The 12,635-nt window shown below is 67.0% G+C and carries 12 protein-coding genes; 4 read left to right on the top strand and 8 right to left on the bottom strand.

Annotated features, from left to right (window positions below; genetic code table 11):
* Positions 1-69 precede the first annotated feature (69 nt).
* Together trxB and trxA are read left to right on the top strand one after the other, a co-directional pair.
* Complete coding sequence (gene trxB, locus N802_RS14930; RefSeq protein WP_052110005.1) at positions 70-1,113, top strand: thioredoxin-disulfide reductase; 1,044 nt, start codon at positions 70-72, stop codon at positions 1,111-1,113.
* A 113-nt stretch (positions 1,114-1,226) separates the two neighbouring features.
* Positions 1,227-1,553 (top strand): thioredoxin, encoded by a 327-nt coding sequence (trxA, locus tag N802_RS14925; RefSeq protein ID WP_035917779.1) that lies wholly within the window; start codon positions 1,227-1,229, stop codon positions 1,551-1,553.
* A gap of 243 nt (positions 1,554-1,796) precedes the next feature.
* Here trxA and N802_RS14920 read toward each other — a convergent pair whose 3' ends face one another.
* From N802_RS14920 to rpmH, 8 genes are all read right to left on the bottom strand, one after another.
* The gene (locus tag N802_RS14920) at positions 1,797-2,957 is read right to left on the bottom strand and encodes a ParB/RepB/Spo0J family partition protein (RefSeq protein ID WP_035917777.1); all 1,161 of its coding nucleotides are present in this window, start codon (positions 2,955-2,957) and stop codon (positions 1,797-1,799) included.
* Complete coding sequence (locus N802_RS14915; protein WP_281175146.1) at positions 2,954-4,066, bottom strand: ParA family protein; 1,113 nt, start codon at positions 4,064-4,066, stop codon at positions 2,954-2,956. The genes N802_RS14920 and N802_RS14915 overlap by 4 nt, the downstream gene beginning before the upstream one ends.
* A 1,251-nt stretch (positions 4,067-5,317) precedes the next feature.
* Positions 5,318-5,941 (bottom strand): 16S rRNA (guanine(527)-N(7))-methyltransferase RsmG, encoded by a 624-nt coding sequence (gene rsmG / locus N802_RS14910; RefSeq protein WP_245613954.1) that lies wholly within the window; start codon positions 5,939-5,941, stop codon positions 5,318-5,320.
* A 95-nt stretch (positions 5,942-6,036) separates the two neighbouring features.
* Positions 6,037-6,648 carry a Jag family protein gene (locus tag N802_RS14905; RefSeq protein ID WP_035917775.1) on the bottom strand — a complete coding sequence of 204 codons (612 nt, stop codon included), beginning with the start codon at positions 6,646-6,648 and terminating at the stop codon, positions 6,037-6,039.
* Positions 6,649-6,753: 105 nt separating this feature from the next.
* Positions 6,754-7,818, bottom strand: coding sequence for a membrane protein insertase YidC (gene yidC, locus N802_RS14900; protein ID WP_035917773.1), 1,065 nt, complete (start codon positions 7,816-7,818; stop codon positions 6,754-6,756).
* 69 nt (positions 7,819-7,887) lie between these two features.
* Entirely contained in the window at positions 7,888-8,181 is a 294-nt protein-coding gene (gene yidD / locus N802_RS14895; protein WP_035917770.1) for a membrane protein insertion efficiency factor YidD, read from the bottom strand.
* Positions 8,178-8,543, bottom strand: a complete 366-nt coding sequence (gene rnpA / locus N802_RS14890; protein ID WP_035917768.1) for a ribonuclease P protein component — start codon at positions 8,541-8,543, stop codon at positions 8,178-8,180. Before rnpA ends, yidD begins: the two co-directional genes overlap by 4 nt.
* Positions 8,544-8,550: 7 nt before the next feature.
* The gene (gene rpmH / locus N802_RS14885) at positions 8,551-8,688 is read right to left on the bottom strand and encodes a 50S ribosomal protein L34 (protein ID WP_010849920.1); all 138 of its coding nucleotides are present in this window, start codon (positions 8,686-8,688) and stop codon (positions 8,551-8,553) included.
* A gap of 417 nt (positions 8,689-9,105) precedes the next feature.
* Between rpmH and dnaA the strand changes: the two genes are divergently transcribed.
* Both dnaA and dnaN read left to right on the top strand, forming a co-directional pair.
* Positions 9,106-10,710, top strand: coding sequence for a chromosomal replication initiator protein DnaA (gene dnaA / locus N802_RS14880; protein ID WP_035917766.1), 1,605 nt, complete (start codon positions 9,106-9,108; stop codon positions 10,708-10,710).
* A gap of 684 nt (positions 10,711-11,394) precedes the next feature.
* Positions 11,395-12,528, top strand: a complete 1,134-nt coding sequence (gene dnaN, locus N802_RS14875; RefSeq protein WP_035917764.1) for a DNA polymerase III subunit beta — start codon at positions 11,395-11,397, stop codon at positions 12,526-12,528.
* Positions 12,529-12,635: the final 107 nt, after the last annotated feature.

The following is a 12,635-nucleotide window of genomic DNA, read 5'->3' as shown; positions in this document are numbered from 1 at the left end:
GCACCTAGGATCGGTTGCACCTGAACCACCGCATATAGCGGTGGTCACCCGTGACAGACACAAGGGACGGTGTTCGTGAGCTCCTCCGCCGACGCTATTGCGACCGACGACAAGGACGTGCGCAACGTCATCATCATCGGCTCCGGGCCGGCTGGATACACCGCGGCGGTCTATGCCGCCCGCGCAAACCTGCACCCGGTCGTTTTCGAGGGCGCCGTCACCGCGGGTGGGGCGCTCATGAACACGACCGAGGTCGAGAACTTCCCCGGCTTCCGTGACGGCATCATGGGGCCCGACCTCATGGATGAGATGCGAGCGCAGGCCGAGCGGTTCGGCGCCGAACTCATCACCGACGACGTCGAGTCGGTGTCCCTCGATGGCGACATCAAGACCGTTGTCGACGGTGAGGGTCGCACGTGGCGCGCCCGCTCGATCATCCTCGCCATGGGCTCGGCGTACCGCGAGCTGGGCCTGCCCGACGAGAAGCGCCTCTCGGGGCACGGAGTCTCGTGGTGTGCGACCTGCGACGGCTTCTTCTTCCGCGACCAGGACATCGCCGTCGTCGGCGGTGGAGACTCGGCCGTCGAGGAGGCCACCTTCCTCACGAAGTTCGCCCGGTCGGTCACGATCGTGCACCGCCGTGAGGAGCTGCGCGCCTCCAAGATCATGGCTGAGCGCGCCCTCACCAACGACAAGATCAAGTTTGCGTGGAACAGCGAGGTCGTGGGCATCCACGGCGACGACAAGCTGTCCGCCGTGACCCTGCGTGACACCGTCACTGGCGCGACGAGCGAGTTGGCTGTCACCGGCCTCTTCATCGCCATCGGCCACGACCCTCGCAACGAACTCCTCAAGCAGACCGACGACCTCGAGCAGGTGGCTCTGGATGGCGAGGGCTACGTGCTGGTCGAGGGACGTTCCACGCTGACCAACGTCACCGGAGTCTTCGCCTGCGGTGACCTTGTCGACCACACGTACCGACAGGCGATCACCGCCGCCGGCTCCGGCTGCGCCGCGGCCCTGGACGCCGAGCGCTTCCTCGCCCACGCCGAGCACACCGCGTCTCCGACGACCCCTGCAGAGATCGCCGCCCCCGCGCTCGTCGCACCCTGACCCAGCCCCCGGCTGATCCCGCCCCACCACTGGCGGAGAGTTGGCCCTCCTTCGCAGTTGAACACTGATTGCGCGCCACGACCATCGACCCCAACCCAGGAAGGACCCCCGACATGGGAGCCACCCGCACCACCGACGACGCCTCGTTCGACGCAGACGTCCTGAAGAACTCCAAGGTCACCCTCGTCGACTTCTGGGCGCCCTGGTGTGGCCCGTGCAAGGCGATCGCTCCGGTCCTCGAGGAGATCGCGCGCGACCACGCCGACACCCTCGACGTCGTCAAGCTCAACACGGACGAGAACCCCGCCATCACCGGCAAGCTCGGCATCACGTCCATCCCGACGATGCACGTCTACAAGGACGGCGAGATCGTCAAGACCATCGTCGGCGCCATGCCGAAGCCCAAGCTTCTCCGCGAGCTCGAGCCCTTCCTCGCCTGACCCAAGATCAACAGCGAAGCCCCGGTCCAGAAGGACCGGGGCTTCGTCATGCTGAGACCAATTGCGTTGCACCCCAACCGAATTGGCGAGGCGACAACGCGACCGAGCGGAGCCGAGCATGCGTCGTGTCGCCGCTGGCTGGGCCTGGCGGGAGCGCGAAGCGCGCTCAGCGCGCGAGTGCGGATGGGACTGCGGCGAACGAGCACATGAGCGCGAAGCGGACGAAGGCCGCGGCGGACAAGCTCAGTTGGTAGCGCGGAGGTTCATCGCGTCGAGGATCCGGTTGAGGTCCTCGACCGAGGCGAAGTCGATGGTGACCTTCCCCCTCGACTTGCCGAGGGCAATGCCGACGCGCGTCTCAAGCCGGTCGGACAGTGATGCCGCGAGGTCGTCGAGCTGCGGGTGGCGCCCACCGGCACGCGGGCGCCGCTTCACTGGCTTCTCGTCGTCCAGTCCGAGGGCGACGATCTCCTCGACACTGCGGACGGAGAGTCCCTCGGCGACGATGCGCTGCGCGAGCCGCTCCATCGCTCCCCCGTCGCTGAGTCCGAGGAGTGCGCGGGCGTGGCCGGCCGACAGCACACCGGCGGCGACCCGGCGGGCGACCATCGGGGGCAGCTTGAGCAGGCGCAACGTGTTGCTGATCTGGGGGCGCGACCGGCCAATGCGGGTGGCGAGCTCTTCCTGGGTGCAACCGAAGTCGTCGAGGAGCTGCTGGTAGGCAGCCGCCTCCTCCAACGCGTTGAGCTGGCTGCGGTGGAGGTTCTCGAGCAGCGCGTCGCGCAGGAGGTCGTCGTCCTCGGTGGCCTTGATGATGGCCGGGACGGTGTCCTTGCCTGCCTCGCGGCTGGCGCGCCAACGGCGCTCACCCATGATGAGTTCGTAGGTGACGCCCTCGGGCACGTCGGCGGCATCGGCCGGCAGGGGCCGGACGACGATGGGCTGGAGGACGCCGATCTCACGGATGCTGTGCACGAGTTCGGCGAGGTCGTCCTCGTCGAAGACGGTGCGTGGCTGGCGCGGGTTGGGGCGGATGGAGTCGAGTGGGACCTCAGCGAACTGGGCGCCTGGGACGGCGACGAGTTCTGGACCGTCCTGGGCCTTCTCAGTCTCCGCCTCGACGGTGCCCGCACCGTTGCCGTTCTGGCCGCTGACCTGCGACGATGCCGGGCCGGTGATGTCGGTCCCCACCCCGTCGACCGGCGGCACGGCACCGTTCGCCGGGAGATCCGCCGGACCGCCGGTGGGACGTTCCGCCGTGGCGACTGAGCCCCCGGAATCGGTGGTCGGCTCGGTGCGCTCCTTGAAGAAGACGTCGGAGGGACGGTTGACGCTGCTCCCGCCGGCGCCCGGCGGGATGAGTGCCCCGAGTCCCCGACCAAGGGCACGTCGCTTGTCGCTCATGAGCGGTCCTCACTGTTCTCGGCGGCGTTCTGCGCTGCCATCTCGGAGGCGGCCTCGAGGTAGGAGAGGGCGCCACTGCTGTTGGGGTCGTAGGTCATGACGGTCTGTCCGTGGCTGGGCGCCTCGGAGATGCGCACTGAGCGGGGCACGGTGGCCTTGAGGGTCTGGTCCGGGAAGTGGTGCCGAACCTCCTCGACCACCTGCGCCGCGAGGCGTGTTCGGCCGTCGTACATCGTGAGCAGAATGGTCGACACGTGCAGAGTCGGGTTGAGGTGGTTCTTGATGAGTTCGATGTTCTTGAGAAGCGCCGACAGGCCCTCGAGTGCGTAGTACTCGCACTGGATCGGGATGAAGACCTCACTCGCCGCCACGAAGGCGTTCACCGTGAGCAGGCCGAGGCTCGGCGGGCAGTCGACAAACACGTAGTCGAGGTTCTCGCCGTGTTCGGCAAGTTCCGCACGGTAGGCGGTGATCGCCTTCTTGAGGCGCGTCTCACGCGCCACGAGCGACACGAGCTCGATCTCCGCGCCGGCGAGGTCGATCGTCGCGGGTGCGCAGTAGAGGCCCGGCACATCGGGACACGCCTGGACGACCTTGCTCATCGGATCACCGTCGACGAGAACGTCGTAGATGCTCGGGACCTCGGTGTGGTGCTCGATCCCCAGCGCGGTACTCGCGTTGCCCTGAGGGTCGAGATCGACCACGAGCACCGTCGCCCCCGCCTGGGCGAGGGCAGCGGCGATGTTGACCGCTGTCGTCGTCTTGCCCACGCCGCCCTTCTGGTTGGCCACGGTCATGATCCGCGTTTCTGCAGGGCGCGGGAGTTCACGACCAGCCAAGGTCAGGCGTTTGCGGGTGTCTTCGGCCACTGCCTGCGCCAGAGGTGTGTCCGCTCCGGCTGCCGGGATATCGGCGAGGTCCTGCAGCTCCTCCCCCTTGGCGTCCCGGGACACCTTCGCCAATGCGTCAGCCGCTCGTTCGGACTCGGAAGGGTGCGTTTCACGTGAAACATCGAGGTCGGCCACAGGCTGAGTCTCCCCCACGACGTCCTCACCGTTGGGGACCGACCCGGCATCTGGGCCGTCGAACTCCCCCACAGCCGCTGTCACGGATTCAGTGGGCTCAGGGGCGGACGCGTCCCCTGTCCCCGCCGTGGCATTGGCGGCTCCTGACGCCGGTGATGGTTCCGGGGTGGGTGCCTCAGTCGGTCCCTGCGACTCCTCCGACGAAGATGCCGATGTCAGGTCCGTGACGGGAGCGGTGGGTGACTCCGTCGGGGTTTCACGTGAAACATCACCACGGAACACGCCATCAGCTCCGGGCCACCCCAAGGCGCTCGTCTCTGGGCCTGGCAGGGCGGGGAATCCCAGCCCGGGGGTCACTCGGCGTTCGGTCTCGACGGCCATCGTCGGGGACCACCTCACAGTCGATCGGGCAGGGACACTCAATCCAACAGGACCGTCTGCCAACACGCCAAACCACCGGCGCGCCGTGCCGCGAATTCCGCTGCGAGCGCAATGTTTCACGTGAAACCCTCACGTCGCAGGGCGGCTCTCGTGGCTGCCGGTGTCGGAGCCCCGCGAGCTGCGTCCTGCGGATCTGGAGTCCTGACAATCGCGTGGCCACGGTTCCTCCGGCTCCGCGGGCGTCGACATTGGATGTCGGGGCCTCACAGGCCTGAGGGAGATCCTGGCCGCGGCGACACAGGTGAGGACCCGACCCGCAGTGGATCGGTGAGGCCGCCCGCCTCCACATTGGGGCCATGAGTCGGCTCGGGAGTGACTCTCGCCCGTCACTTGAAGAAGGCCCGCGTGAGTCTGAAGGACGTACCGACGCGGCCGTTGCTCCGGGGTCGATGACGTGACCGTGATTGAGCCCCTGGCCGAGGCTGCTGCGACACCGATCTCGCGAGGGGTCGGATCCAGCGGGCGGTGGACCACGACGACAACAAGTGGGTGGATCGTCGAACCGACGTCCTTCTGCAACGTCCTCACGGCTTAGTCCCAGATCCCGCGAGGTGCCCAGCGGCACGCCCGTGGACGGATTGGAGCAGGTTCGAGAGGCACCTACCCAGCGTGCCCACCCCTGACGCATCCCCACTCAACACCACGAGGAGACGGGTCGATGGCTCACCGAGATTGACATCAGGTTTCACGTGAAACGGATCGTGTGGCATCGCGAGTGGCTCGCCGGGATGGCAGCCGAGGCGCCCCAACCTCGCACACCGTTTCACGTGAAACATGGCGTACTCGCACCCAACGGACCGTGCGACCTCTGCGTGGCCACCGCAGACAGATCGGCCCCGAACTCCATGGGAGTCGGGGCCGAGCTCTGGCGGGAGTGCCTTCAGCACCCTGGGGTCACCGCTTCTTGCGACGCCCCTTCGTCGAGGCAGCCTGGCGTGCCTTGGGGACGAACGTCAGGTCCAGCGTCAAGGTCGGGTCGTCCAACACGTCTCCACCGTGCTCGGACACTGATGCTTCCACCAGGCCGAGCTTGTTGAGGTCTCGACGGTCCGTGTCGAGTTCCTCCTGCGCGGATCGGCCCTTCATCGCCACAAGCGTGCCCCGTCCGTCGAGGAGGGGAACGCACCACCGCGCCAGCTTGGCGATGCGAGCGACGGCCCGGGCCGTGACCCACGGAGCCGAGAGGACGCCGACGAACTCCTCGGCGCGCCCACGATGCACCGTGACATTGGCGAGTTCGAGATCGGCGACGGTGGTGGACAGCCAGTCCGTCCGCCGCTGCATCGGCTCGACGAGATGGACGTCGAGATCGGGGCGCACGACGGCCAGAGCCACGCCGGGCAGGCCAGCACCAGAGCCGACGTCGATGACCTTGGCGCCTTCGGGGAAGGCGCCCTCGATCACGGCGCAGTTGAGCACGTGGCGATCCCACAGGCGCGGGACTTCACGCGGCCCGATGAGCCCGTGGGTCACTCCCGTGTCGGCGAGGATCTCGGCGAAACGGTGGGCGATCGGCATGCGTTCACCAAACACGACAGCCGCACCCGAAGGTGCGGCCGGAAGTGTGGTGTCAAACTCCTCGGAGTTGCTCACCGTTTCACGTGAAACATCGCTCACGCGGGCAGGACCACGACGTGACGTCGGGGCTCGACACCCTCGGACTCCGAAGAGAGGCCGGCGGCCAGGACCTCGTCGTGGACGACCTTGCGCTCGAACGCCGTCATCGACTCGAGGGCCACCTTCTCGCCGGACTCCTTGACCGACGTGATCGCCTCCTGGGCGATCTCGACGAGCTCCGCGCGACGACCGGCACGGTGACCCGCGACGTCCAACATGAGGCGGCTGCGCTGGCCGGTCGCCGACTGAACGGCGAGACGGGTGAGCTCCTGCAACGCGTCGAGGACCTTGGCGTTGTCGCCGACGAGGCGTCGCGGGACGCGACCGTCCTCGGAGTCAACGATCGCCACGGCGGCGCGATCCCCGTCGATGTCAACGTCGATGTCGCCGTCCAGGTCGCAGATGTCGAGGAGGTTCTCGAGGAAGTCAGCAGCAACCTCGCCTTCCTTCTCGAGGTCAACGGGAGCAGCCTTCGTTGGCGCGACCGAGTCGGCAGCAACCTCATCCGTGGACACGTCCGTAGCCTCGGTCGACTCGATGGCGGCGTCCTCCTCGGCGACGTCAGTGGTGTCGTCGGCCGAGGTCTCCTGGTCAGTCACTTCGCTCATATGGTGGGTTCCTCTCGTGGCGGCCAACGCCCTCGTCAGCCAGTCCGGGGCTGCATCGTCGCAGGTCAGAGCCCTGATGCAGCGGTTGTGGTCTCGGTTGTGGTCTCAGCTGTCGGTCTGGGGCTTCTTCTTGGCGACGGCCCCGGACCCACCCTTCTTCTTGGCGGCGCCTGAGCCGCCCTGCTTCTTGGCCGCTGCCCCGGCGCCGCCCTGCTTCTTGGCGCGCTTCTTGCTCTTGGGCTGAACTCGCTGGCTGGACCGTTCCGCAGCCGCAGCCGCCTCGGCCTCCTCGGCGGCCTTGCGCTCCGCCTCACCGGGGATGGGCTTGCCACGCTTCGCGAGGCGCGCGTGCAGCGCCTTCTCCGCTGCCGATCCGGGGGCCGGCATCTTCCGGATGACGTAGAACTGCTGGACCATCGACCACACGTTGGTGGTGAACCAGTAGAGGAGGACACCGATCGGGAAGTTCACGCCGGAGACGGCGAAGACCACCGGCATGATGTACATGATGAGCTTCTGCTGCTTCGCGAACGGGTTGTCCAGCGCGGACGCCGGCATGTTCTTGGTCATCAGCTGACGCTGGGTGAGGAACGTCGTCGCCGACATGAGGATGATCAGGATGATCGTGACGATGTAGGTCGCGGTGTTGTCGGCCCCGAGGAAGGTGTCGGACAGCTGCGCACCAAAGAGCGTCGCACCCTCGGCCTGACCGGCGACCTCCCGGGTGATCGGCCCGATCGGCTCGTTCTCCCCGGTCGAGATCTTCTCGAGCCCGTTGAGCACACGGAAGAGACCGAAGAAGAACGGCGACTGCACGAGGATCGGCAGACACGACGAGAACGGGTTGGTCCCCTCGGAGCGATAGAGCGCCATCGTCTCCTGGGTCATCGCCTGGCGGGACTCAGGGTCGGTCTTGCCCTTGTACTTCTTCTGGATCTTCTGAAGCTCGGGCTGGATGAGTTGCATCTTCCGCGAAGCGTTGATCTGCTTGACGAACAGCGGGATCATCGCGGCACGCATGACGATCACGAGGCCGATGATCGACAGGGCCCACGCCGCACCCGAGGCCGGGTCCAGCCCGATGGTGGTGAACACCTGGTGGAAGCCGTACATGATCCACGCGACGAGAAGCTCGATCGGGTGCATCAGGCTGTTGAAGAAGTCTCCCATGCTGTCCTTCGTTAGGTCCGGCGACTGGCGCCGGGAGTGGGCCCACACCGGTGGTGCGGTGGGTGTGGGTCAGGTGGTGGTCTCGTGGGGGATGTGGCGGGCAATGAGCTCGCCGTCATCAGGCTCGCCGGGCAGCGGCGGCACGTGGTCGACACCCCCGGGCGACCAGGGGTGACACCTGCCCAACCGGCGGATCGTCAGCCAGGTTCCGCGGAACAGGCCGTACCGACTCAGGGCGGTCACGGCATACGCAGAGCAGGAGGGGTAGTAGCGGCAGGTTGGCGGCCGCATCGGTGAGAGGACGAGCTGGTAGGCGCGCACGAGCCACACGAGCGGCTTGGCAGCGAACTGGCTCATCTTCATCTGGCAACCTCTAGACGCCCAATTGCCTTGTGCAACAATGGAATCAGCGCATCTGACAGTTCTGAGAACGTCACGCTCGAAGCGGCTTGTTGCGCTCGGACCACGACGTCGACGCCGTCGGGTATGCCGGTCAGCTGGGTGGCCATCGCGGCCCTCAGTCGGCGCTTGGTCCGGTTGCGCACCACGGCGTTGCCGACGGCCTTGGACACGACGAAACCGACCCGCGGCGGAAGTCCCGCACGAGAGTCGGTCACGTTGGCGTGCACCACGAGGATCCTCGATCCCGCTCGCGTCGCACCAGGGGCGCGGATTGCCGACGCGAAATCCGACCGCTCACGCAGTCGGTTCGGCGCCGGCAGCACCGAAGCCTCAGGCGGAGAGCTCGGCGCGACCCTTGCGGCGGCGGGCGGCGAGGATGGCGCGGCCGGCGCGAGTGCGCATGCGCAGGCGGAAGCCGTGGGTCTTGGCCCGGCGACGGTTGTTGGGCTGGAACGTACGCTTGCTCACGGCGAATCTCTTCTCACGGGACGGACCACACGGACGTCACCGCATGGTTCTGGGCTTTCGATACTGCAGGCTCAGGGCCCGTGGGCAGGCGTCAACGGCCGCCACAACAGGCCTGTCAAAGGTACGGGAGAGCGCCCATGTGGGTCAAACTCGGCGCACTTCACCCCAGAATCCACAGCGAACCGCATATGCTCTCACCTCACGGCGCCTCGAACTGTGCGCGACACGCCGGCAATCCGAGCACGAATCGCTCGCAAGGTGTACCACCGGCTTGCTGGACCGGCACCCCCTTGTTAGCGTCACCCGGCATACCCACAGTCTGTGGACAACTCTGTGGAAACGGACAACTCTGTGGAAACGCGCAGGGGGATGCGCACACGAGATGGAAGGTTGAGTGGTCACGTGCCGGATGTGGGGATGGACCAGATCTGGCGGACGACGCTCGATGCCCTCGACTCGGACGGCATCCCGGTGCAGCAGCGGGCCTTCCTGTCCCTGGCGCGGCTGGTGGGCCTGCTCGACGACACGGCGCTGATCGCCGTGCCCAACGACTTCACCAAGGACATCGTCGAGACCCGGCTGCGTGATCGGGTCACGGAGACGCTCGCGTCCCAACTCGGCCACTCCGTCCGTCTGGCCGTCACGGTCGACTCGTCCTTGGGTGACATCCCCGTGGCCGAACCGCCGGCCGACTCGGACCCGACCTCGGCACAGCCCTCGATGGCGCCGGGTCCTGACGGGGCCACGTCTGCCGCCACCGACAGCTCCGGTGAGGCAGAGCGCCGTGGCGCAACCACGACTCTGGTCGAGTCCGGCCCCACCGACGCCGACGGACGCAGAGCCAAGCGGCGCGCCGAACTGGACGGGATCGCCCTCGTCGAGGACGACGACGAGCAGAACTCTGGACGCGACGACGGCTCGGTGACCCACCTGCGTACCCCGGGCGCACTCCGCCCCCGTCCCGGCGTCACGGTGCCCGAGCAGGTCGAGCTCACGAGGCTCAACCCGAAGTACACCTTCGACACCTTCGTCATCGGGGCCTCCAACCGGTTCGCCAACGCGGCGGCACTGGCGGTCGCAGAGACGCCGGCCAAGGCCTACAACCCGCTCTTCATCTATGGCGAGTCAGGGCTGGGCAAGACCCACCTGCTCCACGCCATCGGGCACTACGCCCGCAACCTCTTCCCGCACGTCAAGGTGCGCTACGTGAACTCCGAGGAGTTCACCAACGACTTCATCAACAGCATCCGCGACGACAAGGCCGCGAACTTCCAGCGCCGTTATCGCGACGTGGACGTCCTCCTCATCGATGACATCCAGTTCCTCCAGGGCAAGGTGCAGACCCAGGAGGAGTTCTTCCACACCTTCAACACCCTCCACAACGCCAACAAGCAGGTCGTCATCACCAGTGACCTGCCGCCGAAGTTGCTCAGCGGCTTCGAGGAGCGGATGCGCAGCCGCTTCGAGTGGGGCCTCATGACCGACGTGCAGCCGCCCGACCTCGAGACGCGTATCGCGATCCTGCGCAAGAAGGCCGCTCAGGAGAAGCTCAGCGTCCCCGACGACGTTCTCGAGTTCATCGCCTCGCGCATCACGACCAACATCCGCGAACTCGAGGGCGCCCTCATCCGGGTCACCGCGTTCGCCAGCCTCAACCGTCAGCCGGTCGACATCTCCCTCGCCGAGATCGTGCTCAAGGACCTCATCCCGCACGATTCGTCGAGCCAGATCACCAGCGCGACGATCATGGCGCAGACGGCGGCCTACTTCGGCCTCACCCTCGAGGACCTCCAGGGCCAGTCCCGCTCGCGGGTGCTCGTGACGGCCCGCCAGATCGCGATGTACCTCTGCCGCGAGCTCACCGACCTGTCCCTCCCCAAGATCGGGCAGCAGTTCGGCGGCCGGGACCACACGACGGTCATGCACGCCGACAAGAAGATCCGCCAGCTCATGGCCGAGCGTCGCGCGATCTACAACCAGGTCACCGAGCTCACGAACCGGATCAAGCAGCAGTCGCGCTGACCCCTCCCACCTTGTGTCCCTATGGGACACGCGAGGGCAGCGAGTGTGTCCCGTAGGGGCACAAAGTCGGGGTATCCGTCCACAGGCGACCCGTTGTCCACAGGGGAATCCACACCTGTGGGCACCTCGTCATCGATTCGTCACATTCGATGATCCACAGGGATCCGACCACGATTCATCCACTGGCTGTGAACAACTCTGTGGACAACTCAGGCTGTGGACAACCTGTTGACAGCCGGATTCCCCGGTTCGTCCCCAAGACCTGTGGACAACTGTGGACAACCCCTTCCCGGCCGTGGACAAACGGTGACGTATCAGTGGACGGGAGTGGACGGCATACAGAACGTCAACATGGGCGACCCAGAGCTCCACAGGAGATCCACGCTCCGTCCACCGCCCTGGGAGGCCACGTGACCTGCACGAACGTCAGGTTGTCCACAGAATCCACACCTCCTACAACTCTGACGAGATCCCTCAATCTCTGGTCCTGCCCCGATGACCTGCCTGTGGAACCCTGCTGCCCGAGCCCCACTCCCCAGGGACGAATGACAAGTTCCGACTCGCGCGTCGCTCCTGTCATTCGTGCACTAATGTCGTGGTTCCCCGCATGCTGGCGCTCGTTCGCGCGTGCGGCCACGATCTGTCGTTCTGCCCGTTCCACCCACACAGTTAGGTCGGTATGCCGTGAAGTTCCGCGTCGAGCGTGAAGTCCTGGCCGAGGCGGTCACCTGGGTGGCCCGCGGACTCCCCGCGCGTCCTCCCGTCCCCGTGCTCGCGGGCATCCTCATCGAGGCCAGTGACGAGGGCACCGTGACCCTGTCGGCATTCGACTACGAAGTCTCGGCGCGACTCACGGTCCCCGCCGAGGTCAGCGAGGCGGGCACCGTCCTGGTTCTGGGGCGTCTCCTCGCCGACATCTCCCGCAACCTGCCCAACAAGCCGGTCGACGTCGAGGCCTCGGGCTCCAAAGTCCAGGTCATCTGCGGGTCGAGCCGGTTCAGCCTGCTCCAGATGCCGTCGGACGACTACCCGACGCTGCCCGCGTCCCCCGAGGCGAGCGGCTCGATCGACGGCCACGTGTTCACCCAGGCCGTGAGCCAGGTGTCGGTCGCCGCCGACAAGGGCGACACCCTCCCGATCCTCACCGGGGTGCGGGTCGAGATCGAGGGAGACAAGGTGACCCTCCTCGCGACCGACCGCTACCGCCTCGCGATGCGCGAGCTCACGTGGAACCCCACCGACAGTGCCGCGAGCCACGTCGTGCTCGTCCCCGCGCGCACCCTGGCCGACACCGCGCGTTCGCTCGGCGCCTCCGGCTCCATCGACGTGGCGCTCGGCTCGGCCGCCGGGGGTGACGGGCTCGTCGGCTTCGAAGCCGGCTCGCGCCGCACGACGACTCGCCTGCTCGACGGCGAGTACCCCAAGGTCAGCTCGATCTTCCCCACGACCTCGGAGACCGAGTCGGTGATCAACACCGCCGAACTCGTCGAGGCAGTGAAGCGCGTCGCCCTCGTCGCCGAGCGCAACACGCCCGTGCGGCTGCGGTTCACCGAGGGCCAGGTCGCGATCGAGGCCGGCACCGGCGAGGACGCCCAGGCGAGTGAAGCCGTCGAGGCCACCCTCAGCGGTCCCGAGATCGAGGTCGCCTTCAACCCGGGCTTCCTCCTCGACGGTCTGGGCGCAGTCGGGACCGAGTTCAGCCGCCTCTCGTTCACGCAGCCGTCCCGTCCGGCGGTCCTCAGCGGTCAGGCCGAGGCCGACGGCGAGGCGGACACGAGCTACCGCTACGTCATCATGCCCGTCCGTTTCGCGAGTTGACGGGCGTAGCCTGACCAGCAACCGCACGACCAGAACCACCGCGTATGCCGTCCGGTCCCGTCCACGGGACCACCCGGCATACGGGGAAGAACAGCACAACGAAGCAC

It is taken from the genome of Knoellia sinensis KCTC 19936 (genome assembly GCF_000768705.1).
In the GTDB taxonomy this organism is placed as follows: Bacteria; Actinomycetota; Actinomycetes; order Actinomycetales; family Dermatophilaceae; genus Knoellia; species Knoellia sinensis.
The sequence above is the reverse complement of the archived record's forward strand: the minus strand, read 5'-3'. Positions and strand labels throughout refer to the sequence as shown.

Coding starts and splice junctions, on each gene's coding strand:
- rsmG (WP_245613954.1), bottom strand. CDS start 5,941: ATGCCGATCGCCCACCGTTTCGCCGAGATCCTCGCCGACACGGGAGTG.
- yidD (WP_035917770.1), bottom strand. CDS start 8,181: ATGAAGATGAGCCAGTTCGCTGCCAAGCCGCTCGTGTGGCTCGTGCGC.
- N802_RS14920 (WP_035917777.1), bottom strand. CDS start 2,957: ATGAGCGACAAGCGACGTGCCCTTGGTCGGGGACTCGGGGCACTCATC.
- N802_RS14905 (WP_035917775.1), bottom strand. CDS start 6,648: ATGAGCGAAGTGACTGACCAGGAGACCTCGGCCGACGACACCACTGAC.
- dnaA (WP_035917766.1), top strand. CDS start 9,106: ATGGACCAGATCTGGCGGACGACGCTCGATGCCCTCGACTCGGACGGC.
- yidC (WP_035917773.1), bottom strand. CDS start 7,818: ATGGGAGACTTCTTCAACAGCCTGATGCACCCGATCGAGCTTCTCGTC.
- trxA (WP_035917779.1), top strand. CDS start 1,227: ATGGGAGCCACCCGCACCACCGACGACGCCTCGTTCGACGCAGACGTC.